The organism is Candidatus Sungiibacteriota bacterium (assembly GCA_016432465.1).
Lineage (GTDB): Bacteria > Patescibacteriota > Minisyncoccia > Sungbacterales > HO2-52-23.
In genome coordinates this window covers 59,508-85,470 of record CP066690.1, presented here as the reverse complement: position 1 = coordinate 85,470, position 25,963 = coordinate 59,508, and the positions used below count along the sequence as shown (strand labels likewise).

At 44.9% G+C, this 25,963-nt stretch carries 20 protein-coding genes and 2 rRNA genes; 20 read left to right on the top strand and 2 right to left on the bottom strand.

The window, feature by feature from the left end; genetic code table 11:
* The first annotated feature begins 397 nt into the window (after nt 1-397).
* From HYW89_00430 to HYW89_00335, 20 genes are all read left to right on the top strand, one after another.
* Nucleotides 398-6,834, top strand: a 23S ribosomal RNA gene (locus HYW89_00430).
* An 80-nt stretch (nt 6,835-6,914) separates the two neighbouring features.
* Nucleotides 6,915-7,034, top strand: a 5S ribosomal RNA gene (gene rrf, locus HYW89_00425).
* Nucleotides 7,035-7,615: 581 nt separating this feature from the next.
* Nucleotides 7,616-8,401, top strand: coding sequence for a hypothetical protein (locus HYW89_00420; protein QQG45391.1), 786 nt, complete (start codon nt 7,616-7,618; stop codon nt 8,399-8,401).
* A 6-nt stretch (nt 8,402-8,407) separates the two neighbouring features.
* The gene (rodA, locus tag HYW89_00415) at nt 8,408-9,514 is read left to right on the top strand and encodes a rod shape-determining protein RodA (GenBank protein ID QQG45390.1); all 1,107 of its coding nucleotides are present in this window, start codon (nt 8,408-8,410) and stop codon (nt 9,512-9,514) included.
* Between the two features lie 378 nt (nt 9,515-9,892).
* Nucleotides 9,893-10,219 (top strand): hypothetical protein, encoded by a 327-nt coding sequence (locus HYW89_00410; protein QQG45389.1) that lies wholly within the window; start codon nt 9,893-9,895, stop codon nt 10,217-10,219.
* Nucleotides 10,220-10,289: 70 nt separating this feature from the next.
* Nucleotides 10,290-10,745, top strand: a complete 456-nt coding sequence (locus HYW89_00405) for an RpiB/LacA/LacB family sugar-phosphate isomerase (GenBank protein ID QQG45388.1) — start codon at nt 10,290-10,292, stop codon at nt 10,743-10,745.
* An 11-nt stretch (nt 10,746-10,756) separates the two neighbouring features.
* Complete coding sequence (locus tag HYW89_00400; protein QQG45387.1) at nt 10,757-11,488, top strand: hypothetical protein; 732 nt, start codon at nt 10,757-10,759, stop codon at nt 11,486-11,488.
* Nucleotides 11,469-12,356, top strand: coding sequence for a transketolase (locus tag HYW89_00395; protein ID QQG45386.1), 888 nt, complete (start codon nt 11,469-11,471; stop codon nt 12,354-12,356). Before HYW89_00400 ends, HYW89_00395 begins: the two co-directional genes overlap by 20 nt.
* Before the next feature lie 38 nt (nt 12,357-12,394).
* Nucleotides 12,395-12,658, top strand: coding sequence for a hypothetical protein (locus HYW89_00390; protein ID QQG45385.1), 264 nt, complete (start codon nt 12,395-12,397; stop codon nt 12,656-12,658).
* Between the two features lie 15 nt (nt 12,659-12,673).
* Nucleotides 12,674-12,886, top strand: a complete 213-nt coding sequence (locus tag HYW89_00385; protein QQG45384.1) for a hypothetical protein — start codon at nt 12,674-12,676, stop codon at nt 12,884-12,886.
* 473 nt (nt 12,887-13,359) lie between these two features.
* The gene (locus HYW89_00380; protein QQG45383.1) at nt 13,360-13,914 is read left to right on the top strand and encodes a hypothetical protein; all 555 of its coding nucleotides are present in this window, start codon (nt 13,360-13,362) and stop codon (nt 13,912-13,914) included.
* A gap of 6 nt (nt 13,915-13,920) precedes the next feature.
* Nucleotides 13,921-14,922: a transketolase family protein gene (locus tag HYW89_00375; GenBank protein ID QQG45382.1), complete on the top strand. Its 1,002-nt coding sequence runs from the start codon at nt 13,921-13,923 to the stop codon at nt 14,920-14,922.
* A gap of 44 nt (nt 14,923-14,966) precedes the next feature.
* Nucleotides 14,967-18,065, top strand: coding sequence for a hypothetical protein (locus tag HYW89_00370; protein ID QQG45381.1), 3,099 nt, complete (start codon nt 14,967-14,969; stop codon nt 18,063-18,065).
* Complete coding sequence (locus HYW89_00365; GenBank protein ID QQG45380.1) at nt 18,062-19,048, top strand: carbohydrate kinase family protein; 987 nt, start codon at nt 18,062-18,064, stop codon at nt 19,046-19,048. Before HYW89_00370 ends, HYW89_00365 begins: the two co-directional genes overlap by 4 nt.
* A 2-nt stretch (nt 19,049-19,050) precedes the next feature.
* A complete protein-coding gene (locus HYW89_00360; protein QQG45379.1) occupies nt 19,051-19,587 on the top strand; it encodes a hypothetical protein in 537 nt (178 codons plus the stop codon).
* Nucleotides 19,584-20,462 (top strand): class II fructose-bisphosphate aldolase, encoded by an 879-nt coding sequence (locus HYW89_00355; protein QQG45378.1) that lies wholly within the window; start codon nt 19,584-19,586, stop codon nt 20,460-20,462. Before HYW89_00360 ends, HYW89_00355 begins: the two co-directional genes overlap by 4 nt.
* A 318-nt stretch (nt 20,463-20,780) precedes the next feature.
* Entirely contained in the window at nt 20,781-21,755 is a 975-nt protein-coding gene (locus HYW89_00350; protein QQG45377.1) for a D-glycerate dehydrogenase, read from the top strand.
* A gap of 44 nt (nt 21,756-21,799) precedes the next feature.
* Nucleotides 21,800-22,357, top strand: a complete 558-nt coding sequence (locus HYW89_00345) for a hypothetical protein (protein ID QQG45376.1) — start codon at nt 21,800-21,802, stop codon at nt 22,355-22,357.
* A gap of 49 nt (nt 22,358-22,406) precedes the next feature.
* A complete protein-coding gene (locus HYW89_00340) occupies nt 22,407-23,081 on the top strand; it encodes a 50S ribosomal protein L25/general stress protein Ctc (protein QQG45375.1) in 675 nt (224 codons plus the stop codon).
* Nucleotides 23,082-23,093: 12 nt separating this feature from the next.
* On the top strand, nt 23,094-24,437 hold the full coding sequence (locus HYW89_00335) for a lytic murein transglycosylase (GenBank protein ID QQG45374.1): 1,344 nt from the start codon (nt 23,094-23,096) through the stop codon (nt 24,435-24,437).
* Here the strand turns inward: HYW89_00335 and HYW89_00330 are convergent.
* Both HYW89_00330 and rpmE read right to left on the bottom strand, forming a co-directional pair.
* Nucleotides 24,405-25,316, bottom strand: a complete 912-nt coding sequence (locus tag HYW89_00330; GenBank protein QQG45373.1) for a PCRF domain-containing protein — start codon at nt 25,314-25,316, stop codon at nt 24,405-24,407. The genes HYW89_00335 and HYW89_00330 overlap by 33 nt on opposite strands.
* A 91-nt stretch (nt 25,317-25,407) precedes the next feature.
* The gene (gene rpmE / locus HYW89_00325; protein ID QQG45372.1) at nt 25,408-25,617 is read right to left on the bottom strand and encodes a 50S ribosomal protein L31; all 210 of its coding nucleotides are present in this window, start codon (nt 25,615-25,617) and stop codon (nt 25,408-25,410) included.
* Nucleotides 25,618-25,963: the final 346 nt, after the last annotated feature.

The following is a 25,963-nucleotide window of genomic DNA, read 5'->3' as shown; positions in this document are numbered from 1 at the left end:
TTGACAGAGGCGACACCGCGGAAATAATCTCAGTTGAGACAAAACCATTTCAGAATTAGTGCGCGGGTTTACCTGCCGTCGGATATCCGTTTATAGCAGGTGGATATCCGATGGCAGATAAGGATAGTATCTTGAAAACTGAATAAACAGGTATACTTCGGCAGGCTCAGTATTAGAATTCTGAGCATAGTCGAAGTAAAAAATTGTATTCCCGCCCCATAATTTTTTGGCTAATAAGCAAAAATTTATAGGCGGGCAGGTAAAATCAGTTCTTAGTTTCAGGTTTCGTCCCGCTTACAGCGAGACTCCTAAGTTCAAGTTTTTTAGTTTAAAGTTTAAGTTAACGCTAACTTAAACTAATAACTTTTAACTTAAACTTAGAACCTTTAACTATGAACAGAATTAATTAAGAGCATATGGTGGATGCCTAGGGTTCCGGAGGCGATGAAGGACGTGGCGTGCCTGCGATAAGCGTCGGGGAGGTGGCGAGCAACCTTTGATCCGGCGATGTCCGAATGGGGAAACCCGTTTGCGTAAAACGCATTCGCCGAGCACTCATTTCTGTACTCAAAAAAGAGGCCACAGGGAAAACCTGTGGCAGGGGGGTCTAACCAACCAGCGGCCTGGGAAGTCCGGTAGGACCGGGCCAGGCTATCGGTGGTTGTAACCAAACCCCCTTGGTTGATCTTAGCATAGTTTATATTTATAAATTTGTCAAGTGTATAGAAATGAGTGCTTGGCGCGATACCCGCTGAAGTGAAACATCTCAGTAAGCGGAGGAAAAGAAAAGAATGTCAGTTTTTAGTTTTAGGTTACGGCCTAACGGCCTCCTAAGTTTAAGTTTTTAGTTTAAAGTTTAAGTTAACGCTAACTTAAACTAATAACTTTTAACTTAAACTTAAAACCTTTAACTATAAACTGATATATTCCCCCAGTAGCGGCGAGCGAAAAGGGATCAGCCCAAATCCCGGTTTCTATTGAATTTATTTAATGGAGACCGGGAGGTTGTAAGATAATAGCGCTCGGAGCGATCCGAAGGAGCAAAAAGTTGCGATTTATTTAGAAGAACGGCCCTGGAAAGGCCGGCCAAAGAGGGTGAAAGCCCCGTATTTGAAAAATATTGCATGCTCCTAGTTATTATCCCGACGTAAAGTCGGGACCCCGACTTCATTGTTAGATTTCTAATAGTGCGTCGGGGTTCTTGAGTACTGCCCCGTATGGAGACTGGGCAGGAAGCAGGCGGAACTAGTCCGCCAAGGCTAAATACTCCCGGAACACCGATAGTGAACAAGTACCGTGAGGGAAAGGTGAAAAGCAGCCCGGTGAGGGCGGTGAAATAGTACCTGAAACCATATGCTTACAAGGACACAAAGGAGATCAGAGATCGGAAATCAGAAGTCGGAACTAAAATTCTGATTTCCGACATCCGACCTCTGATCTCTGCTGTGGTGCCTATTGAAGAATGAGCCAACGAGTTTTTGGATACTGCTTGACTAAGTGCCGCGAGGCACCGAGTCGTAGGGAAACCGAGTGTTAATAGCGCGTTTTCAATAGCTTTCTAGCTTTTTAGCTTCTTAGCTTTTTAGGTGCGAGTTTATTTTCGTTCCTAGGAAGCTAGGAAGCTATAAGCTAAGAAGCTTTTGTAGGTAGTATTCAAAAGACCCGAAGCCAGATGAGCTTGCCATGGGCAGGGTGAACCCCGAGTAACATCGGGGGGAGGCCCGAACCGGTGGGTCGTTCAACGCCTTCGGATGACCTGTGGTAAGGAGTGAAAAGCTAATCGAATCTGGTAATAGCTGGTTCTCTTCGAAATAGCTTTTGGGCTAGCCTTGGATTATACGATACGCGAGGTAGAGCTACTGGATGGTTCGTAAGGGCGAAAGCTCGGCGAACCAACCAAACTCCGAATGCGCGTATAGTTATTCCAAGAGTCAGCAGGTGGGGGCTAAGCTCCATCGTGCAAGAGGGCAACAGCCCAGATCGTCAGCTAAGGTCCCTAAATCAACGCTAAGTGTAATAAGGCGGTGGAGTTTCTCAAACAGCGAGGAGGTTGGCTTAGAAGCAGCCACCCTTTAAAGAGTGCGTAACAGCTCACTCGTCTAGAGACACTGCACCAAAGATACTCGGGGCTAAGCGTTGTACCGAAGCTACGGGCTTGCGCAACTTCGAATTTCTAACTTCTAATTTCTAATAAAAATTAAGAGTTAGCGGTTGGCAATTGGCAGTTGCGCAAGCAGTAGAAGAGCATTCTTAATGCAGTGAAGGTTGACCCGCGAGGGCGACTGGAGCGTTAAGAAGAGAGAATGTTGGCACAAGTAACCGCAAGTCCGGTGAAAGCCCGGACCGCCGAAAACCCAAGGTTTCCTCAGCAATGGCAATCAACTGAGGGTTAGTCGGTCCTAAGGCAATGGCGAAAGCCGTAGCTGATGGACAGCTGGTTAATATTCCAGCACCGCATGTTGTTTTGATGGCGTAACGGAACGCAGTATGCAAAGCGAATTATTGGATTTTCGTTCTTAGCGTAAGGAACGTGGATAGGAAAATCCGTCCATGGAGGTAATGCTCGGTTCCAAGCGCGGAGAAAATCTTTTGGAGCAATCCATTAGAAATTTTGCAAAGCGCGTTTCCCAGAAAACCGTCTAAAATATCAGCATGCGACCGTACCGTAAACCGACACAGGTGGGTTGGTGGAGAACACTAAGGCGAATGGGTGATTCCTCGTTAAGGAACTCGGCAAAAAAGCGACCGTAAGTTCGCAATAAGGTCTGCCCCGGCCCGCAAGGGCTTAGGGGCTGCAACAAAAGTACCCCTGGCGACTGTTTACCAAAAACACAGCTCCCCGCTAACTCGTAAGAGGATGTATGGGGGGTGACGCCTGACCAATGCGAGAAGGTTAAATACCTTGGTCGCGGGGCGACCTCGATTAGTTTATAGTTTTTAGTTCTAGGTTCCGGCCTAGCGGCCTCCTAAGTTTAAGTTTTTAGTTTAATGTTTAGGTTAACGTTAACTTAAACTAATCACTTTTAACTTAAACTCAAAACTTTTAACTACAAACTTATAAACATACGAGGCCGCCTCGCGGCTCTAGGTATCAAGCCCTCGTCAATGTCGGCCCTAACTATAAGGGTCTTAAAGTAGAAAGCGCGCTGCTTTAATAAAATCTGGTCCCGATGCACTATTTATAAAATAATCATAGTGTAAAATCGGGATCCCGACTTCTTCATCCTAATTTTTAGATGAAACGTCGGGACTATATGCTGGAAAGTCTGGAGTATCTGGCACTACTAAGGTATAATTATCCTTAGGGGATAAAATCTTCTAAAATTATGCCAAGTAAAAATGTGTCCAGTGCAGATAATCAGCAGGAAAGGCAAGATTATTATTTGGGATGGATAACTGGTTTTGTAGACGGAGAAGGATGTTTCTCTGTAGGAGTCTTTCGTAATAGGATTCTTAAAAATGGATGGCAGGTTTTTCCGGAGTTTGTGGTAACGCAAGGTGAAAAAAGTTTATTCGCTCTTGAAGAATTACAAAAATTCTTCGGCTGCGGAAAAATTTTCATCAATAAGCGTTACGATAATCACCGTGAACCGCTATATCGTTATTGTGTTAGGTCTACGAAAGATATACGTGAGAAAATAATTCCTTTCTTTCAGAAATATCCGCTCCGTACTGCAAAACAAAGTGACTTCAAACGATTCATAAAAATTCTTGATATGATGGAACGGAAAATCCATCTAACCAAGAAGGGTATGAAAGAAATTGCGAGGACAGTAGAGCAAATGAATCGTAAGAAACCATCTCAATATCTTGAATCCTCAGAGACTATACGCCAGAACAACAGATATCAGACATCGGATATTGGAAGTCGGAAGCATTCTGACTTCTGATTTCCAACACCTGACTTCTGTTTGTAAGATATAGTCCGATCTCTATGGCGACATAGAGGATCCGAGCACTCAATTTTGGATTATTTAAAAATGCCACCGGCGGTGGCGAAATCACATGATAAGTTTGATGACCGGAGCGTTATGGTTAACGTATCCTGGAGCCAAAGATTTTACGGACAGCACGTTAATGCGTCCATGAGTGGTGATCCTACGAAAAACCTCAAGCTGTACAGCATCGATGGGTGAAGGGATACCGTTCCTGGTTGGGATATGGTTTGGGAGAACAAAATGATCCCCAATCTCCAAGTCCTTGAACTTCATGTTTACCTCCAGTAGGTAGAACGTACCATATTCAACATAACCAATTTTGACAATTTTGTCAAATCCAAAATTGAGTGCTCGGTGATAACGTAATTGAGCGCAATTCCTTTTCAGGTAAGTTCTGAAGCGCACGAAAGGCGTAACGACTAGGGGACTGTCTCAACGAGGAGCCCGGTGAAAATACAATTCCGGTGAAGATGCCGGATACCTGTGGTTAGACGAAAAGACCCCAGAAGCTTTACTGCAACTTGATATTGGGTTTAGAACTTTGATGCGTAGCATAGGTGGCAGGCTTTGATTCTTGGTTTCCGGATCAAGAGGAGCCGTCAGTGAAATACCACTCTTTGAAGTTTTAAATTCTAACCGGTTGGGAACACCGCAGTGTTCACACGACAGTTTTAAGTTTAAAGTTTCGGTTGCTCTGGCAACCTGTAAGTTTAGGTTGTAAGTTTTTGGTTTAGGTTAAACATTAACTTAAACTAACAACTCACAACCTTAACAATAAACTTTTAACCTTAAACTTAACTGTGGGCTTCGCGGTGAAGCCCAACTGGAACAGTGTCTGGTGGGCAGTTTTGGTGGGGCACTACACTCCCAAAAAGTAATGGAGTGGTCTATTAAGGTCGGCTTACCCCGGATGGAAATCGGGGTGGACGTGTAAAGGCACAAGCCGGCTTGACTGCAAGGGGGATATCCCGCGCAGGTGCGAAAGCAGAGCTTAGTGAACCGATGGCCATGGTAATTATTCACGCTTCGGATTCAGTTCCGAGGTGTGGGTATTTATCGCTTTCTAGAACAAGGCCAAAGATTATCAGACAAAAGCTACTCTGGGGATAACAGGCTAGTTCCGCCCAAGAGTTCATATCGACGGCGGAGTTCGGCACCTCAACAATAGTTTATTAGTTAGCTAGTTCTCTGGTTAACTAGTTTGCACGTGACTGGCCATCACGATCATCGGGGTGCTGCAGGAGTAATCCTGCATAAAAATCTCGCTAATATCGGTGAAATCCTATTGAGTTTTTGAACCAAATTTGATAGGATAATACCGAGGGAAGTTATGCATATGAAAGAAGAATTACAATTAAACAACCAAGAACTTCTGAATCAATTGGAAGAAAATAATCTTTTGTTGAGCGAGGCATCGTCAAGGCTCGTTGCACGACTTCAACAATTGGAAGACCCGATTGGTCGTAGAAATTGGACTGATGCGGAGATTGATTCAGGGAAACGACCGGTTGATATTATTGAAACTGAAATTCAGCAAGCTATTCAAGATGTCGCTAAGTTTGCTGAAACCAGAGCTTCTATAAAAAAAGCATTAACCCCGTAGAGACTTTTCCGAATAAAGTTCGGAAAGATATTTTGCTTTAAGCAAAATATAATACGCGAGCTCCTTCCGCAGGCATGCAGGGGGATGAAGATATAGTCCATGCCTCTAGTAATAGAGGAAATTCGCAATTCGTATCATTCGCATGCCATTCGTATATTGGTATCGCGTTGTGAGCGAAGCGAACATACGATGTCGGCTCGACTTATCCTGGGGCTGGAGAAGGTCCCAAGGGTTCGGCTGTTCGCCGATTAAAAAGTCACGCGAGCTGGGTTCAGACCGTCGTGAGACAGGTTGGTCTCCTATCTACCACAGGCGTTGATACTTGAGAGGGGTCGTCCCTAGTAAAGTATTGCTACTTCGCGCAGTAATGCGCGATGACAATTTGGCTAATAACGGTCCCTAATCCCGCTAAAAGCGGGACGGGATGGCGGCCGAGTCAAACTCGGCTTAGCCATGGATGCTTTAGTTTGCGAAGAAATCTCGCGGTCCGAGAACTTCGATCAAACATACTAAAGTTAATACCGTGGGAAGTCAATTGACAAAAAAATGCTCCCGGGAAGTCAGGAGCAATGGTTGATGATACCGCCTATAAAAGGCTTGGTATTAAAATAGACTCATAACACCTTGGACAGTGAAAATGGTGGTTAAAACCAGAATGATCCTTATAATATCCGTCATATCTGAGATCTGACTGTTTTGCTTTAAAGCCACACTTATCGCAGGTAATCCATGGTGTCTTAATCGTTGAATAGAACATGTCAACGACCAACTCTCGGGCCATGAGTCCTCCTTTCATTTCGGCGATATCATTATTACATGATATACTAGAATTTGTCAATATGACCCCGTAACGACTTGTTCCCGGCATTGCCGGGACGGATAGTCAAGAAAATTCTTGATTATAATATGCCGATGCCCGACTTTAGATCAAAATCCAAAGGGGCAAAGATATAGTCTACACTTCTAGTGATAGAAGAAAATGTGACGAGAGGACCGGGATGAACGAACCTCTGGTGTACCAGCTGTTCCGCCAGGAGCACCGCTGGGTAGCTATGTTCGGTTGTGATAAGCGCTGAAAGCATATAAGTGCGAAGCACGCCTCAAGATTAGGTATCGAACTAGCGGACTTCAGATTTCAGAAATCAGACGTCAGAACTTTTCTGATTTCCGATCTCCGATTTCTGATGTCCGCTAGTATTAGATCCGTAGAAGATGACTACGTTGATAGGTCGCAGGTGTAAGCGCAGCAATGCGTTTAGCCGAGCGATACTAATAGATCATTAATTACCTGCCCGCCTATAAATTTTTGAGAAGTTTCTCAAAAATATATGGTGAGACTCGCCAAGTTAAGTTTGGTTTCGCATTCCGAACTTTGCTGGTGTTTTACCTAGATGTGATCCACCTGATTCCATTCCGAACTCAGTAGTGAAAGCATCTAGGCCCAATGATACTTGGTGCCAATCCGCGCCTGGGAAAGTAGGGTACGCCAGTAATGTTGGGAAAGCGAAGTGATCCCGCTGAAAGCGGGAGAACGGAGTCCAGTACATAACTTGTTATGTGCTGGATAGGGTTTGCTCGCCTCGCCGAAGCTTCAGCGAAGCGCGGGCCGGAATACCATTGCTAGCACCCAAGATCAATTATTATGCAGCAACTTTGTTCCATGTTTAATAATGTGAAGCGAACCGCACGTCGTTGCGGTGTTTTGCAATATTTTGCCATGGAAATTATTGTCTAAACTAAGAAGGTTTTAATCAAAAACTTTTGGAAAATAATTCCCGTGGCAATTCCGCCACGGGAATTTAGTTCTTCAGAAAGGAGGTGAATGGGAGATGTGCTGCATGTGCGGCGTGGCATTGTGTCAAGTATGCAGGAAGGGATGGATGGGTCGGTTTTCCGAGCTGGTTAGTCGATCTACGGAGCGGCGAGGACTTCGTTGTGACAAGTGCGGACATGAGGAATTTGTGCGGGAGACCGATTCTTGATTTTTCCCTCATAAAGGTGCTTCTTGAACCAATAAGATAGAACGGCGTAGCTCGCCGTTTTCTTTTTAAGGACTTTCTGATAGTATAAGGATATGCTTTCTTGGCGTGCTCGTAAGCAACTTACCGTACTCCTGATTATTGCCGTGATTATTGTTGGCCTCGGATTTTTGATTGTGCCAAAATTTCTGCCAGAGGCAACCTGTTTTGATAATAAAAAAAATAAAAATGAATTTGATATTGATTGCGGAGGGTCCTGCGCGCCCTGCGAGTTAAGAAACCCAAAACCGCTATCTATTTTCTGGACCCGTGCAGTAATAGCGCGTCCGGGTACTTACGACGTAGCAGCCGAGGCTCAAAATTTAAATGAGGAATTGTCTTCAGCAAACGTGGAGTACGAGTTTTCGCTTTTTGACGGTTTAGGACTCATCTCCAGAAAAACAGGTAAAACTTTTATTCTTCCTCAAGAACGTCTGCATCTTATTGAAACAAATCTTGTTACGACCCGCGCGCCGAACCGTGTTGAACTAAGAATTTTAAACGCGGAGTGGCAGGTAAACCAAGTTGATAAACCCAACTTGATCGTGGAACGCAGAGACTATAAGGTTATGGAAGAAAACGGCCTTAAGCAAAGTGTTATTGAGGTTAGCATCTTCAACCGCTCCGTTCCTGACTATCGCAAGGTTGAAGTAAATTTCACGGTTTTAGATAAAGAAGGAAATCTGCTTGGTGTCAACAAAGTGCTGCTTGAAGATCTTTTTTCTAATTCACGAAAGGTAGTAAAATCTATTTGGCCCGAAGAGCTTAGGGGTGTAGCCGACACCATAATTATTGAGCCAAGGGTTAACGTTTTTGATCCTTCGGCGATTCAAAGGCCTTAAAATATCATGCGGAGTATACTTGCGCACGTTAGTCGTTTTGACTGGCTCCTGCAGGGGGCAGTTTTTTTGTTGACGGGGCTTGGAATTTTATCGCTCTTTAGTTTATCTGGCGTGAGCCCCCTTCCTTATTTTGAGCGGCAGCTTCTTTGGGCCGGCGTCGGGATTGTCCTCCTTCTTGCAGCAAGCTCGATTGATTTTCGCCTTTTTCGTACTCAAAGTTTTGCGGTTTTTATTTTTTATGTGCTGACGGTTGTTTTGCTGGTGGCCGTTCTTACTGCCAGCTTTAAAATACGCGGGGTGGACGCTTGGCTGAAATTCGGCAATGTGCTTTTCCAGCCGGTTGAACTTGTAAAACTTGCGCTGGTTATACTTTTTGCCAAATTTTTTTCCAAGCGCCACATTGAAATTTACCGCGTAGAGCACCTTCTTGTCTCCGGGCTTTATCTTATAATACCCACTTCTCTTGTGCTTCTTCAGCCGGATCTCGGCTCGGCGGTTGTCTTAATTTCTATTTGGGTTGCTATTGTGGTTTTTTCGGGCATGAAGTTACGCCACTTCTTTGCCCTGCTGCTTATTGCGGCATTAATAATTGGGGGGGCGTGGCTTGGTGCGCTAAAACCTTATCAGAAAACGCGCATAACTTCTTTTTTTGATCCCTACGCGGATTCCAGGGGTGCAGGGTATCAGGTTCTGCAGTCTATGATTGCCGTGGGTTCGGGACAGTTGCGGGGTAAGGGGCTTGGTTACGGCTCGCAAACGCATCTTCACTTTTTGCCCGAAGCCGAGACGGATTTTATTTTTGCCGCCTTTGCAGAAGAGTGGGGTTTTGTCGGAACCATATTTATGCTTCTTTTATTTTTAATCGTCATCTGGCGGGTTGTTCGTATTGGTATGAATGCTTCGGATAATTTTTCCCGTCTTTACACTCTTGGTTTTGCCGCGTTGATTTTTACGCAAAGTTTTATACATATAGGAATGAATATGGGAGCATTGCCGATTACCGGGATTACACTGCCCTTTGTTTCTTACGGCGGGTCAAGTCTGGTGACACTTTTGGCAGGGGTGGGGATTTTACAGAATATAAAAATAAACTCGCGGAGAGAAATTGAGTGATGCTCGCCCTTGTGGTTCCCTCGGCTATTTCAATTTCAGACACGACTCGTCCCGTCCAGCGCGGGACTCGCTAAGGGTCGTCGAAGTTTTCGCTCCTTCGGAGCGAACCAAGCAAACTTCTCCTCCCATTGTCTGAAATTGAAATAACCTCGACCACAATTAGCTCGCTAGAACACTTTCCTCCGGCTCGCGGGGAGCATAAACGGCCTCGGCTCATCAGGCCCTCGAAGACAAAACGTCTCGACCAGCTATTTAGGGTCACATCCGACTCGCTAAAAGCATATTTCCTCCGGCTCGCGGGGAGCATGCTTGAAAACCTTGTCAGCTTTTATATAGTATGCTACCATTATTATTGGCACACACTGTGTGGAGGATTAGATGGCTACCGTTGAGATGAAAAAGCTCGTCAGTTTTTTTGAATCCCGAGGTATTACTGTAGATGAGTCTATGCGCAAAATACTTGAGTATTTTCGAGAGTACTATCAGGTGTACTTCCATCCTTCTGGGTCTGGTCATCCGGCGCCCGATCTTAACCAGAAACTAGCTGAAAAACTTGGCATAGACTGCGATACTGTTGTATCAATTACTTCAATGTTGAGACGGGCCGGACTTCTGGTAGAAGAGAAGGGCCTAAGCAGCGTAGGTGGAAAGGAGTATTGGTTTGGCATACCCGATTGGTTGAGAAATCAACTCGTCTCAGCATAGCAAGTCAAGTCGCGGGTTTTCTCGAAAAACCCGTATTTTAATTTCCAATAGTAGGCAGTATACTATAGTTATGATCTACTTTGCCGCGGACCACAGGGGGTTTAAGCTAAAAGAAGAGCTTAAAAAATATTTAGTTGAGCAGGGACACGAGGTTGAGGACGTGGGCGCATTTTCTTACGACAAAGATGACGATTATGTGGATTTTGCTCGTGAGGCATCTGAAAAGATAGCAGAGAACCCGTCATTGCATAAGGGGATTTTTATTTGCGGCTCCGGGCACGGAATGAATATGGTTGCCGATAAATACCGCTCCATTCGGGCGGCTTTATGCTTTAACCGGCAGGTTGCGGCGCAATCACGTGAACACGAGGATGCTAATGTTTTGATTCTTGCCTCGGATTGGCTGGAGTCGGAAGAGGCAAAAGATATTGTGACTGTGTGGTTGGGAAAGAGTTTTAGTGGTGAGGAAAGGCACATTAGGCGGCTCAAGAAAATTGAGGAGATTGAGGAGCATAATTTTCGATAGTTTAATGTTTAATGTTCAAAGTTTTAGTTTTTAGTTTATTGTTAAGGTTAAAACTTAGACTAAAAACTTGTAACCTTAACTTTAAACTTATAACTTTGAACCGAATTGAAATTATCCCCTCCATCAACGTCCGCACTTTTGAGGAGGTGCAGGAACGGGTTAAAAAAGTAGAGCCCTATGTTAAATGGTGCCACCTTGATGTTACGGATGGCATTTTTTCTAAACATTTAACGTGGCACAATCCTGCGGATTTGCCACTTTTGGATACAAAGTTGAATGTAGAGGTTCATTTGATGGTCAGCGAACCGGAGAAAGTTATTGACCAATGGCTGGTTAAACCAATAAAACGCGTCATTGTCCATTTGGAAGCCGTATCCGACATAGACTTGATTGTTAAAAAATGCCGTGAGGCCGATGTAGAAGTAGGTTTAGCTATAAACCCGGAAACATTTTGGGGAAAGCTTGAGCCATGGTTTAAAAAAGTTGATATCTATCAGACTTTGGCCGTTCACCCCGGCCCTTCTGGCCAGCAAATACAGGAAGAAATTTACGATAAAATTATCCACATTCGCAAATCCTGCCCCGGGTGTATAATAGAGGTAGATGGGGGGATAAACCCCGAAACAGCCAAAAAAGCCGTTGAATCAGGGGCTAATTTGCTTGTGGCCGGAGCTTATATTTTTAATAGTTTCGATATTCAAACTGCGGTTAATCAACTAAAAAATGTCTCATTTACACGATGATAAAATCAAATTTCTGGAAGAGATGGCCAATACCATCCGTCAGGATATTGTGATGGAGTTGACCGAAGCAGGATCTGGACATACTGCCGGGCCGCTGGGCATGACCGATATCTTCACAGCGCTTTATTTTCATATTTTGCGTCATGACCCTAAAAATCCGGATTGGTCGGAACGTGATCGGCTAATTTTATCCAACGGGCACATCTGCCCCGTACGTTACGCCGCCATGGCTCGTGCGGGATATTTTACGGTGGAAGAATTAAAAACATTGCGAAAACTCGGCACGCGTCTTCAGGGCCACCCGCATCGTACTGCTCTTCCGGGCGTGGAAACAACTTCCGGGCCCTTGGGTTCAGGACTTTCGCAGGCAGTAGGTATGGCCATTGCCGCCAAAATGGACCAAAAGAAATTTAATATATATTGTTTGATGTCAGATGGCGAACAAGAAGCAGGGCAAACTTGGGAGGCGGCCATGCTTGCTGGCAAACTGAAACTTGATAATTTAACCGCGCTTATTGATCGCAACAATATTCAGATTGACGGAATGACCGAAAATATTATGCCGCTTGAGCCGTTGCGCGCCAAATACGAGTCTTTTAATTGGCACGTTCTTGAAATAAACGGTCATAATTTTGAAGAGATTGTTAATGCGTATGAGACCGCGCAGGGAATTTTTGAAAAACCGGTGGTTGTTATCGCGCATACCGTTCCGGGAAAGGGGGTACCGGAGATTGAATTTGATTACCGATGGCATGGCGTGCCTCCTGGTAAGGGACCCACGGATGTTTTTCCCGCCGCGGAACAAACCAAAGAATTTCTTTCAAGATTACGAACGCTCGGTGGGAAAATCCATAGCGAACATGAGTAAATTTCTTAAAGGTCGTATAGTTAATAATTTTTAAATCTATGATGCAAGGGATAATGCATGATAAATGGCATATGAAGTGTTGCTCCAAGCCCATGCTTGGCAAGATTTTGTGGGGTCTGGCGTTTTTTGCCTTGATAGGCGGCCTGATTGCTTATCTACGCAGCGGAGAGTTTTTGGGAGTTACGGTTACTACATGGTATTGGAACGCGCTCGTAGGCGGAGTACTTGCCCTCGGTCTTAAAAAGCATCACGGGCAGTACGGCTGCGGTACATGCGGCGGTTCTGGCGGAGGACAACAGTAGTAGTAAATATTAATTATGAATAAAGCTAACAATCTAACAAAAATCAGTATTGTGGTTGGTCTTTTGGGGGTGCTGTCTTTGGTTCTTGCCTGGATTGCCGAGGCGCGCGGTTTTGCATTTGGGTATACCTCGGACCACTGGTTTAACGACGCGATTGTGCTGGTTTTGATTGCGATTTGGCTGAAGCTCGGGGCGATTTATCATAAAGGAGGCGGAACCGCGTTTTAAGTCTGTTTGAGGTCATCTAAGAACTCCGTTTCGTAGCGAAATTGCAGAATTTTGAGTGAGGCTAGGACGGACGACGAAGGCGTATATGGCTAATATACGCCGAGGAGGACGGACGAAGCCGTAGCCAAAATTCTGCAATTGCAGTAGAATAAGGGGTTTTTAGATAACCTCTATTACAGTCATGAGTTCATCGAAACGCTCGGCGCTACATTTTTTTGTGCTTGTAATTTTTGCTATTAGTACGACACTTTTTCTGTTAAGCGAAGCAAATAAAGCCATAACTGAAATAAACAAATTGAGTACCACCTTTTCTTATTTGGGGGTAAAGAAATAAAAAATGGAAAAATTATATAGAAAATCAGCCCAGGACACCCAAGACGATATTTTTAGAAAAATGTCGGCGGATAAAAGATTGAAATACGCCTCCGATTTTTCAATGTTTCTCCGGGAACTTAATAAATTAGGGAACCCTCATGGATTTTCGAGAGCTACTCGGAAAAGTCGCAGAAATTCTTGAGCGCCTCCGAATTCCTTACGCTGTGACCGGAGGTTATGCCGTATCAGTGTGGGGGAAACCACGCTCTACGCTTGACATTGATGTGATTATTGAACTTTTTGAACCGCAGATTGGGAAACTTACGGCTGCGCTAAGAGGGATTTCGGAAATGAGCTATGTGGATGAGCGTATGGTTATAAGAGCATTTGAGCGCAAGGGTGAATTTAATTTTATTCATGTGGAGTCCGGGATTAAGGTGGACTTTTGGGTTAGCAAGAAGGACGAATTTTCAAGAGAGGAGCTTCAGCGACGGGTGTCAAGGATAATTGCCGGGAGAAAGATTTATTTTATATCCCCGGAGGATCTTATTTTAAATAAACTGCGTTGGCATAAAGAAAGCGGTTCGGAACTTCAGTTACGAGATGTTGAAGTAGTTATTAAATTTCAAAAGAGACTCAACTGGAAATATTTAAGAAAATGGGCAAAAATTCATTCAACCCTAAATATTCTGAATGCATTGCGTAAAAAGTGAAAAGGTATGCCGATTAATTCTAAAATGAAATTGGTTGAGAATATTCTTGACCTGAAGTCTCTTGAGCAAAAACCCACACGAGATGGTTGGGGTTTGGGATTACTGCAGGCCGGGGACGAAAACCCGAATGTGGTGGCACTCTGCGCAGACCTTACCGAATCAACCCGTACTGAAGCATTTGCCAAAAAATTTCCGGAGCGATTTGTGGAAATGGGAGTGGCGGAGCAGAATATGGCGTCGGTTGCCGCCGGAATGTCGCTTATGGGTAAAATTCCTTTTATTGCAAGTTATGCCATGTTTAGTCCGGGCAGAAACTGGGAACAGATTCGCACCACCATTGCCTATAACGAGGCGAACGTAAAAATCGGAGGAGCGCATGCCGGAGTTTCCGTGGGACCGGATGGCGCAACGCACCAAGCCATTGAAGATATTGCCCTTATGCGGCCAATTGCAAATATGCAGGTTTTTGCGCCCTGTGATATGTGGGAAGCAAAGAAAGTGACTTATGCTATGTCCAAAGTTGAAGGCCCGTGTTACAGCCGTTACGCCCGCGAAAAAACCCCGGTATTTACTACAGAGGAGACGCCGTTTGAAATTGGAAAAGCGCAGGTTTTTTGGCAGGAATCGGGGAAAAAGCCGGATGTTTCAATTATTGCCTGCGGTCCGCTGACGCATAATGCGATTTTGGCCGCTTCGGAACTTGAGCAAGAAGGGTTTTCAATAAGGGTAGTCAATAGCCCGTCCATAAAACCTATGGATGAGGAAACCATAGTTAAAGCAGCCAAAGATGCGGGATATGTGGTCACTGTTGAAGAGCATCAAGTCGCGGGAGGCATGGGTTCTGCGGTTGCTGAAATTTTAGCAAGGCACTATCCCGTACCCATGGAATTTATAGGGGTGCAAAATCGGTTTGGTGAATCAGGTGAACCCAGAGAGTTAGTTGAACATTTTGGGATGGGGGTAAGTAATATCAAAGAAGCGGTGAAAAAAGTAATTGCAAGAAAGTGAAATTTACGCCCCCCCTTTTTTCAATCATATTTTTAGGAACTTTGATGGCAGTTCCGCTTTTGGCTTTTGCTCAAACCACAAGTCCGGAAACAATACAGTCTCTTTCCGCAGTCGCGGCTAACTCCTTTACCGCCTCTTACTACGACAATAAAGACTTAACCGATCTTAAATTTGTTCGCACTGACTCTAATATAAATTTTAATTGGGGTTTGGGCTCCCCGGATCCGTCAATTGCCCCAGACACTTTTAGCGTCCGCTGGGAAGGTGATTGGTCATTTGCCGCAACGGGAACTTATAGATTTACCGTAAAAACCGATGACGGTATGCGGATGTATCTGGATGGCGAGGTAATTCTTGATAAATGGTTTGACCAGGGACCAACTACTTATACCATAGATAGGGTTATAGCTGCGGGAAATCACAGGGTTAAAGTTGAATATTTTGAGAATGGCGGGGCAGCGCTGGCCAATGTTTCTTGGCAGGTCTTGAATGAAGCATCGCCAACTACAACTGTTGCGCCGGCCCCAACTCCTACACCAACTCCAACACCCACACCTACACCTACACCCACAATCACAACTGCACCAACCCCCATTTATACGTCAGAATTCTTGCCGGCTGGGTGGGTCTTTGAAGCAGAAAAAGACATGCTCCATCGTATTGGACGGTCGGAGGCAGATGGCTGGTCTGTAAATACTGCCCAAGATAGTAAAAATCATCTCTCTTATGGTCCTTACGTCCGTAGTCTTCCGGCAGGGGCCACGACAGCTGATTTCTATTTGATGATTGATAATAATACCGCTGACGATTTTCCAGTAGTGAGACTTGATATTTTTGATTCCACCGACGGTAAAATATTGGTAGAACGGGATATACGGCGTCGTGAATTTACTTCAACCCTTACCTACCAGCCTTTTGGGCTTGATTTTACTTCTATTCTAAATCACGCTTTGGAGTTTCGTGTCTGGTGGTATGACATTGCCTATATCAGACAGGATAAAGTAGTGATACATCCTGCCGGAATTTCAAAAAATACTTTTTTTGGCACGTATTTCAATAATCGCGATTTTACCGGGCAGATACTTACCAGAATAGACGCAGGGATTCGTTTTGATTGGGGAACTGGTTCACCGGACCCGGCTATTGCGCCGGACACTTTCAGCGTCCGCTGGGAAGGGGATTGGGATTTTGCCGCTGAAATCTACACCTTTGCGGTTCGTACGGATGATGGCATACGGCTTTGGATTGATGGAGCGCTTATACTTGATAAATGGTTTGACCAAGCCCCAACCACCTACACCTTTAATAGAACACTAACCGCGGGAACTCACAGGATTAAAGTGGAGTATTATGAAAATGGAGGGGCGGCAGTGGCAAGTCTGGACTGGCTGCCGGCAACGGCCTCCACGGCTAGGTGGGAAAATATATCAGCTGTAAAAGTAACGGAAGCAAACATTAAAGAAGCGTTTGATCTGCTACCGCTCCCCGAAGGTCTTCCTCCGGTACAGATTAATCTGTGGGAAGCAATAGCTGGATTTGGAAAGAAGTATCAGGGGAATCGTTTCAAAAAACCCGGTCTTTTTAAACAAGTTGACGACGGAGATTTTGGACCGCAAAACCGTTTAGAATTTGCCACCGGCAGATGGCTTTCTATGATATTGGATGCGACTGACCAAGGCGGCGCTCTTGATTGGCCGGTTCTTGATGTTTGGGGGACTAACGGCACATTTTGGGGGATTGCCGAGACGGGACAGCGCAAAAACCCGTCTAACTGGTTTGATGGTCCGGGAAATCCAGGCTGGGGTGGAGTATTTTGGCCGGAAAATACCAAATTTCCCGACATTTTGCCGTTGGCCGCAAATAGCGTTGCGCTTCCGGGAGATTTGGGGAAAACGTATTCTTTGGGAGCGGACAATCGTTCCACTGATAACTGGTGGCTTTGGCAAAAACCGGCAAATTACGCGCCCGCGCCGTGCCAATTTAAAAGCTGGCAGCAGGTTACGGGCGGTACACCCGGACCTTTTGGTATGAAAATAAGCGCCTTGCGAAAGCTTGACCTCGGGGGAGAGGTCGGGATTCGGTGGATACTGGTGCTTTCTTCGCCTCCGAATCCCAATCTCAATGAGCCGTGGGGAATAGATGTTGGTCCCGGAGATAAGCCTCCCGGAGCAAGTTATGATTGGGGTTTTATAATGTACGGGCATGATCATTTTACTGCAGGTCCTCAAGGGCCCGCAGGAGGATGGCAGAGGTCAGTTTGGAATAGCTCGGGCCTAAGACAAGCAGAAGTACGGATTTGGACCTGTCCCACGCTTGAGCCAATAATTAACGCCACTCTTCCCGGGACACCCTCTGTACTTTCCAATCCTTCAGCAGATACATTCTGTGAAGGGGGCGTTTCCAAAGCAACGATTGCCTGGCCGGAAGCAGGTCGCGGGTCTCAAGGCTACATAGTTGATATTGATAATGATGATAATTGGAATAATGGTTTTTGGAATAAATCCCTGCCTGCGGGAACTTTAAGCACGATTGCTCCCGACGGCTTCAACGGGTTAAGCGGCGTCTCGGGACCGCTTCTCTTACAGAATGGAGCGTCCTATCGGGTGCGTGTTTTCTATCCGGCAGCCGGAGCGCATTCGCCAATAAATAATTTTATTGCCTCGTGTCAGAATGGGACGATTCCGAGGAATGCCTTCAGAAGCGAGTACTACGCCAGCCGTAACTTCACCAACCGTAAGATTGTCAGGACTGATAAGCTCATTAGCTTTGATTGGGGTAATGGTTCTCCAGATTCTTCTATTCCTTCGGATAACTTCAGCGTCCGCTGGGAAGGGGATTGGGATTTTACCGCCGGAACCCATCGTTTTACCGCTCGCACTGATGACGGCCTGCGGCTTTGGATAGATGGAGCGCTTATACTTGATAAATGGTTTGACCAAGCCCCCACCACTTATATATTTGATAGAACACTCATTGCTGGAACCCACAGGATTAAAGTGGAGTATTATGAAAATGGAGGGGCGGCGGTGGCGCAAGTGTCGTGGCTACAGATTAGCGCTTCAAGTCCAATAAGGCGGACCCTCGCAGCTATTCAGCAATCTTTTGTAGGGATGCTTAAACGAATCTCAACACTATTAAAATGATTTACGATTTCATTGCCATAGGCGACACCGCAACCGATGCTTTTATACGATTAAAAGACGCATCGGTGCATTGTGATATTGATAGGGAACGATGCGTTATTTGCATGCGTTTCAAAGATAAAATTCCGTATGAGGCAGTCTATGTAGTGCCGGCCGTAGGCAATAGCGCCAATGCTTCGGTTGCCGCCTCGCGTTTGGGTTTAAAAAGCGCGCTTGTCTCCAACATAGGGGATGATTATTTCGGGCAGGAATGTTTGGACGCGTTAAAAAAAGAAAAAGTAGACACGGAGTTTATAAAAATCCATAAAGACCAGAAAACAAATTACCATTATGTTTTGTGGTACGAGGATGACCGCACGATTTTGATAAAACATGAGGAGTTTGAATATTCGCTTCCCGAAATAGACAAACCCAAGTGGGTCTATTTTTCGTCCCTCGCAGGAAATTCTTTACCTTTTCATAAAATAGTAGAGAAGTATCTTTACGACCATCCGTCAATTAAACTTGCTTTTCAGCCGGGCACTTTCCAGATAAAGGCCGGAAAAGATGTTTTGAAAAAAATTTACGAGCGCTCGGATGTGTTTTTATGCAATAAAGAAGAAGCCCAGAGGATTTTGGGAACCGACGAAAAAGAAATTAAAAAATTACTGCAAATGATGCATAAACTCGGTCCTAAAATAGTAGTGATTACCGACGGTCCGGCCGGGGCTTACGCATCTGATGGTCAAAATGCTTGGAGTATGCGTTCTTACCCCGACCCCAAGCCTCCATATGAACGTACTGGCGCAGGAGATGCCTTTTCCTCAACTTTTGTCGTAGCGCTTTGTCTGGGTTTAGACGTCCCCGAGGCGTTACGGTGGGCTCCTATAAATTCTATGTCCGTGGTGCAATATGTTGGCGCGCGAGAAGGCCTGCTTTCGCGAAAAAAACTTGAGGAATATCTTGCAGAAGCGCCGGCGGATTATTTCCCTAAAAAAATTTAATTATGAAAGATTTTGCGCTAAAATTTATGGATATAATGATAGGAATTGTGCTGGGACTTGGGTTTCAGTGGTGGCCCGATCTTCGTGAGCCATGGCAATATGCGGCTTTTATTTTTGCTTATCTTTCTATAATTGATTACTGGGTGGATACTGCTCCAACACTCAAGAAATATCCACCCAAGCGGGAGCTTGATTTAATGCTTGATGTGGCAATAATGTTTGTTCTGTTCCTTTTTATTCAAGCAACACTAAAGACCGTTATCTCCTTTCTGGCAGTCTTTATTGTATTTCGTATATTGGATTCCTTATGGATTTTCCGTCTTAAAAAAGAGCATAAACCGGCCTATCATGATGAAATGGTGGTTAATACATGGTTGATATTCAATGGGGCCGAAATTATTATTGCCCTTGGCCTTATTGCATTTAACGGTGTATATCAGCTTCCGGCCATCACCTTATTGGGGATTTTTATTATAGCTCGTCTAGCCTCAAGGATTTTATCAAGTTTTCGGTATAAAAGAGTTTATTTTGTCCAATGACACTTAAAGAAATTTTACAGCATGCAAGTCAGGAACATTGGAGTACTGGGCATTTTAACGCCTCTGAATTTGATCAAGTTCGGGCGATTGCGGAAGCTTGCAAAGAAGTCGGCGCTCCGGCGATCATTGGCACTTCGGAAGGAGAAAGAAAGCATATGGGGCTTATTGAAGCGCTTGCTGTTCGGGATGCCTTCCGAAAAGATTTTGGCATTCCAATTTTTTTGAATGCGGATCATTGTAAAAGCGTAGAGTCTGCCAAAGAAACAGTTGAAGCCGGATACGATTCAGTGCATATTGATCTTTCCAAACTCTCGCTTGAAGATAACATTGGGGGCACCAAAGAAATAGTAGCATCCGCAAGAGAAAAAGATAAAGACATATCCGTAGAAGGCGAGGTTGGCTATTTTGTTACCGAAGCATCAAAAGTATATAAAGAAGTTTTTGAAATCCCGCCGGAGAGCTTAACCAAGCCCGAGGAGGCGGAACGTTTTGTAAAAGAAACAGGTGTGGATCGTCTGGCGATTGCGGTTGGCAACATACACGGAATTTCTTTGAACGAACCACATCTTGATATTGCCCGCATTAAAGCAATCCGCGAGCGTATCTCTAAAGAAGTAACATTAGTGCTTCATGCCGGCTCCGGAATTCCGGAAGACCAAATTAGGGCCGCTATTGAGGCCGGAATCGCCAATATCCATATTTCAACCGAGCTTCGCCTGGCGTTTGTGAACGCGCTAAAAGAAAGCTTGGCTACAGAATTAGATGAAGTGGCGATGTATAAGCTTGACCAGAGCGCAATTGTTGCTATGAAGGAATTAGTGAAAGAGAAATTAAGACTTTTTGGGTCAGAAGATAAGTTAAAAGGGCGACGTTGAACCATCGCCCCTCACCGTTAATGAATACATTGACTTTTAATCTTGGCTAGCGCTTCTGTAGATGTTTTTGCGGCCCCACTGTTTATAAGATCGGCTGCCATGTTAGCATTTTCAATATCTTCAGCAGTTAGTTGTCCTTGTAAGAGACCTATTTCCTTTTAGGCTTCGGCAGCTGACATGTGCCCTCTGTGAAGTGCTACAAGCGTACAAGCAAAGGCTTTTATAAGACATACTTTTTCTTTAGCCCACAGATCCATTGCTGACCTCCCCTCCCAAGTCATTATATTATTATACAATGTGTTAAATTAAATTTCAAGTATGAAAATTTTTGTAACCAGACAAATTCCAAATAAGGGTATAGATATGGTAAAAAGTAAGGGCTATGAAGTTGTCATAAGTCCGCATGGTCGCGTTCTTAAAAAAGAGGAACTGATTGATTTTTTGAAAAAAGATCGCTATGACGCGGTGCTGTCTTTGCTGACTGATAAAATTGACGCGGAAGTTTTGGACACAGCGAAGGCAAGCGGCGTTAAAATTTTTGCAAATTATGCGGTGGGGTTTGATAACATTGACACTAAAACCGCAACAGAGCGGGGGATTATGGTAACCAATACTTCGGGAGTTTTAACCGATACTGTTGCCGAACATACTTTTGCTCTCATGCTTGCTATTGCCCACAGAATTGCAGAATCGGATCGCTTTACCCATGCCGGAAAATACATTGGTTGGGAGCCGATGCTTTTACTTGGTACAGATATTTCAAAAAAGGTTTTTGGTATTGTGGGCCTTGGCAGGATTGGCTCTCGCGTAGCGCATCATGCTGTCAAAGGATTCGATATGAAGGTTATTTATCATGATGTGAAGCGCTCCGAAGACTTTGAAAAAGAATTTGCGGCGGAATTTCGAGAAAATGTTGATGATGTTTTTCGGGAAGCAGATTTTGTATCTATCCACGTGCCGCTTCTTCCAACCACCCGTCATTTAGTTGATTCCAGACGCCTTAAACTTATGAAAAAATCCGCGTATTTAATAAATACCTCCCGCGGTCCTATAGTTGACGAAAAAGCTCTGGTGGAGGCATTAAAAAATGGCACTATCCGTGGAGCCGCCCTTGATGTTTATGAAAACGAACCAGAGCTTGCTCCGGGTCTTACTGAACTTGAAAATGTGATTTTAACGCCCCATACCGCTTCTGCCACCGAAGAAACGAGACAAGCCATGTCCGAACTCGCTGCAAAAAATATCATTGAGGCATTGGAAGGCAGGCCACCGCCGAATCTGGTTAGAATTTAGAAAGTATGCTATACTGATTTTGGATCTTTTCAAAGGAGAAAAAGGTGAGATATATTCTTTACGCTTCGGCCGTATCTTTAATTCTGATTGGTTTGGTTTTCGGTGGTGCGGGTCTCAAGGCCCATAGAGAACAACTTCCTGTGACAGAAGCTATTTACTCTCCAGTTCTTGATTATGCCGTATTTTATCCAGGCCTTTTTATTAACTTAGAAGATAAGAATGTTGCTGGTAAATATAGAGAAATTCCACCTGCAGAATTTCTTGCACTAATTCCCGCGGGCTCAGATAAACCAGTTATTGCAATGCTTCAAAATCTCCAACCTGTAGAGTTACTGTATTTTATTAGAACGCCGGACAGAAAATTGTACTATACTAAAGAAAAACTCAAGAGCAACCTTCAACCGTTCCTTCAACCGCTCCTTTACAACATTGCCACCAGTCATGAAGGAAAACAACTCATTTTAACGGCGGTAAAAGCTTCTTTGGTGCCATTTTTTATTGGAAGTGCCTTTTTACTCTTGGGTAGTATAATCTTATTTGCCGCTATCAATATTAATTCTAACTTCAGGTCAGCCAACTCAACCCAGGTTGCGGGTTCCTAATTTAGGAGCCCTTTTATTTTTTGTAGAGATATGTTAAACTGTTTTTATTATGGAACTTAAGGCCCAACCACGAACTGAATTAGGCAAAAAAGTAAAGGCTCTTCGGAGAGCCGGTTTTTTGCCTGCGGTGGTGTATGGCGAAAAAGTTAAGTCCCAGCCGATTGCGGTGCCGTATAAAGATTTTGAAAAGGTTTACCGCGAGGCAGGGGAGTCCACACTTATCAAACTTGATGTAGACGGCAAGTCCCATAACGTTTTAATACATGATATAAAAAATGACCCCCTAAAAGGCATCCCTCTTCATGCCGATTTCTATGCCGTGCGCATGGATAAAGAAATCCGCACCAAAGTTTCAATTGAATTTTTTGGAGAATCGCCCGCAGTTAAAAATGAAGGCGGTATTTTGGTAAGGGTAATGCAGGAACTTGAAGTAGAAGCCCTGCCGCAGGATTTACCGCGTGAGCTGCGGATTGACCTTTCGGGGCTTGCCGCATTTGGGTCCAAACTTTTTGTAAAAGATATTCCCACACCAAAAGGAGTGAAAATTTTGGCTGAACCGGACGAGGTGGTGGTATTGATTGAGGCGCCTCGTTCTGAAGAGGAGTTAGCCGCGCTGGAACAAGTTTCAACAGCGGCCGCACCCGAAGAAGTTAAAACAGAACGAGAAATAAAGGAAGAGACGAAAGTGGTGGAAGAAACGGCTGGCGAGGAGAAGGAAGAGTGATATAATAAACTCATGGTATCCAAATACAGGGTATCTTGTTGGATTTTCCCAGCAGCACTGGGACTATTTTTGCTGGCCGGCTGCACAGCTGCTTACGCCCAAGAGCTTGATCCTGTCAAACGCGCAGAGCTTGAAAGACAGTTGCAGAGGCTTGAGCAGGAAGCTAATGAACTTGATAAAAATTTGCAGCAAGTACAGGGGGAAGCGCGGACTCTCGCCAACGAAACTGAGACGGTTAACACAGAAATAAAACGCCGCGAGCTTGAGATTAAACGTCTTGCGCTTGTGATTAAAAAAACCGCCCTTGAGATTCAGGCTAAAAGCGCAGGCATTGCAATGCTTGCCAAAAAAATTGACAAGTCCAGACGCGCCCTGGGCGCAAGTCTTTTCCTTCTTTACGCATATGATCAGGATAATGCTCTCACTATACTTTTAAAAAATCAAAATTTGTCCGATTTTTTCAACTCTCTAAATAGTCTCCAGCGGGTGCAATCTAATATACAAGAGGCAGTAGGCGAATTTAAAGAGGATAAGACGCTTCTGGAAAAAGAAAAAGTTGAACTGGAAGAATTTGAAGAAGAGCAACAAGATCTACGATCGCTACAGGAAGTGGAACGAAGATTTCTTGCGCAAAAAAAGAAAGAAAAAGAAGAACTGCTCCGTCTTACCAAAGGCAAAGAAGCTCTTTTCCAGCAGCTTTTGAAGTCAAAAAAGAGGGACATTGCGACCCTAAAAACCCAGCTCTTTTATTTGGAAAAAACAGGGATTACGGCAGAAGATGCTATTCGTTTTGCGGATCTTGCGGCCAAGCGCGCCGGAATTAGGACCGCGTTTTTATTGGCCCTTCTTGAAGTTGAGACCGGAAAGCAGTTTGAAGACGGGGTAATTTCTGTCGGCACCAACGTTGGCACCGGAAATTGGGAACGGGATATGTATAATTGCTACATTCGTCTTGGAAGACGAAAGCAGGCAGAATCAGAAAAAGCGGCATTTTTTGAAATTACGGGTAAACTAAATCTTGATCCTGATAAAATGCCAGTCTCGCGCAGGCCAAATTATGGCTGCGGCGGCGCAATGGGGCCGGCCCAGTTTATTCCGACAACGTGGTTACGTTTTGAGAAACGAGTTGCCAGCCTTACTGGGCATAATCCTTCCAGTCCTTGGAACGTTGAGGATGCGTTTACCGCCGCGGCTATATTTTTGGCTGACGCCGGCGCTGACGCAAAAACCGAAGCAGGAGAAATACGCGCCGCCAAAACCTACATTTCCGGTAGGCCAAGTTGTACGCGGTACGTCTGCCGTTCCTACGCCAATCGGATTATTTCACTGGCGCGGGATATAGATAGAATCCTTTAGAAACAATAACTTATTGATCAAGGGGTCGAGATTGCCGGCCAGAATAGATTCAATATTGTGCAAGCTTTCTTTAATCCGGTGGTCCGTAACTCGGTCCTGCGGAAAATTGTAAGTGCGGATTTTTTCTGAACGGTCTCCGGTGCCAATTTGCTGTCGCCTTTCAGCGGCCATTTTTTTTGCCTCTTCCTGCATTTTGGCGTCAAGAAGCTTAGCGCGAAGTAAGGTCATAGCACGTTCGCGGTTAGCTTGTTGGGAACGTGATTCTTGCGAAGTAACGATAAGCCCGGTCGGTAAATGATAAATTCTTACCGCGGTTTCAACTTTATTTACGTTTTGTCCCCCGGGGCCGGAGGAGCGGAAAAACTCAACTTTTATATCTTGCGGTCTAATCTCAACGTCAACTTCACGCGCCTGCGGTAATACGGCCACGGAAGCGGTGGAAGTATGGATGCGGCCTGATTTTTCAGTTTCCGGGATACGTTGTATGCGATGAACCCCTGATTCAAAACGTAAAGTTTTATACGCGTCTTTGCCGTTGATTTCAAAAATAACTTCTTTATAGCCGCTAAGGTCGCTGCGGGATTCATTAAGAAGCGTTGTTTTCCACCCCCTTTTAGCGGCAAAATGAGTGTACATACTAAAAAGTTCCTGCGCAAAAAGTGAAGCTTCCTCGCCCCCGGCTCCGGCGCGGATCTCTATAATGACGTTTTGGGGTATCGCGCCGCTATCTCCCGATTTCTGCTCCTCTTTAATTTCTTTTTCTATTTTTCCCAGTTCAATACTGAGTTCCTTAATTTTTTGAGGATCTTTAAAAATCTCGGGATTGGCGAGTTCTTTTTGGAGCCCTTCTTTTTTATGGTGAAGTTCTTGGATATTCACATTGTTTAGAGGCAACCATAAACGCCACTATTACGCAATAATAAACGCGATTGCGTCTAATTCTGCGCACAAGTGGCGTCTAATTTTGCATCTAAGATTTCTTTTTCGCAAGCCGCTGCTTAAATTTCTCCACCCTTCCTGCAGTATCTATGAGTTTTGAGCCCCCGGTATAGAAAGGGTGGCATTTTGAGCAAATTTCAACTTCCAGCCGTTCCTTGGTTGACCCGACTTTGAAAGTATTTCCACAGGCGCATTTTACCGTGGCTTCATAGTATTTAGGGTGAATATCGGTTTTTGCCACCTAATTATTATATTCTCTCCTGCGCAATTTGCAACGCCGCAGGGAGATCCTGCGGCGTTTGGGTAACTTTTCGGTGTGCCCTTACCGTTACCGGAGGGGATAGAGGAACCCCTGCCACGACCAGTCCGGACGTGAGTCCGGAGGTCGTGGGAGGTCCTCCCTCTCGGCCCCCTCCACCAGTTTCCGGAGGGAATCCTCGTGGATGCGGGCCTCCCGTATGGCAGACCCCGTCCGCGCGGTGCAGAAGTGACCGGCCACTCCGTGGACGCCCCATCTGTAGGCCTCACCGATAGAATCAGTGAGACCTTGAAGGTGGGCGACACACATTCGCCTCACCTCCGCGGCC

Bases quoted from the DNA above. Each gene is read 5' to 3' on its own strand.
- HYW89_00335 (QQG45374.1), top strand. From the start codon at position 23,094: ATGGTATCCAAATACAGGGTATCTTGTTGGATTTTCCCAGCAGCACTG.
- HYW89_00365 (QQG45380.1), top strand. From the start codon at position 18,062: ATGATTTACGATTTCATTGCCATAGGCGACACCGCAACCGATGCTTTT.
- HYW89_00400 (QQG45387.1), top strand. From the start codon at position 10,757: ATGTTCAAAGTTTTAGTTTTTAGTTTATTGTTAAGGTTAAAACTTAGA.
- HYW89_00360 (QQG45379.1), top strand. From the start codon at position 19,051: ATGAAAGATTTTGCGCTAAAATTTATGGATATAATGATAGGAATTGTG.
- HYW89_00420 (QQG45391.1), top strand. From the start codon at position 7,616: ATGCTTTCTTGGCGTGCTCGTAAGCAACTTACCGTACTCCTGATTATT.
- HYW89_00350 (QQG45377.1), top strand. From the start codon at position 20,781: ATGAAAATTTTTGTAACCAGACAAATTCCAAATAAGGGTATAGATATG.
- rodA (QQG45390.1), top strand. From the start codon at position 8,408: ATGCGGAGTATACTTGCGCACGTTAGTCGTTTTGACTGGCTCCTGCAG.
- HYW89_00340 (QQG45375.1), top strand. From the start codon at position 22,407: ATGGAACTTAAGGCCCAACCACGAACTGAATTAGGCAAAAAAGTAAAG.
- HYW89_00380 (QQG45383.1), top strand. From the start codon at position 13,360: ATGGATTTTCGAGAGCTACTCGGAAAAGTCGCAGAAATTCTTGAGCGC.
- HYW89_00370 (QQG45381.1), top strand. From the start codon at position 14,967: ATGGCAGTTCCGCTTTTGGCTTTTGCTCAAACCACAAGTCCGGAAACA.
- HYW89_00405 (QQG45388.1), top strand. From the start codon at position 10,290: ATGATCTACTTTGCCGCGGACCACAGGGGGTTTAAGCTAAAAGAAGAG.
- HYW89_00385 (QQG45384.1), top strand. From the start codon at position 12,674: ATGAATAAAGCTAACAATCTAACAAAAATCAGTATTGTGGTTGGTCTT.
- HYW89_00395 (QQG45386.1), top strand. From the start codon at position 11,469: ATGTCTCATTTACACGATGATAAAATCAAATTTCTGGAAGAGATGGCC.
- HYW89_00390 (QQG45385.1), top strand. From the start codon at position 12,395: ATGATGCAAGGGATAATGCATGATAAATGGCATATGAAGTGTTGCTCC.
- HYW89_00355 (QQG45378.1), top strand. From the start codon at position 19,584: ATGACACTTAAAGAAATTTTACAGCATGCAAGTCAGGAACATTGGAGT.
- HYW89_00375 (QQG45382.1), top strand. From the start codon at position 13,921: ATGCCGATTAATTCTAAAATGAAATTGGTTGAGAATATTCTTGACCTG.
- HYW89_00410 (QQG45389.1), top strand. From the start codon at position 9,893: ATGGCTACCGTTGAGATGAAAAAGCTCGTCAGTTTTTTTGAATCCCGA.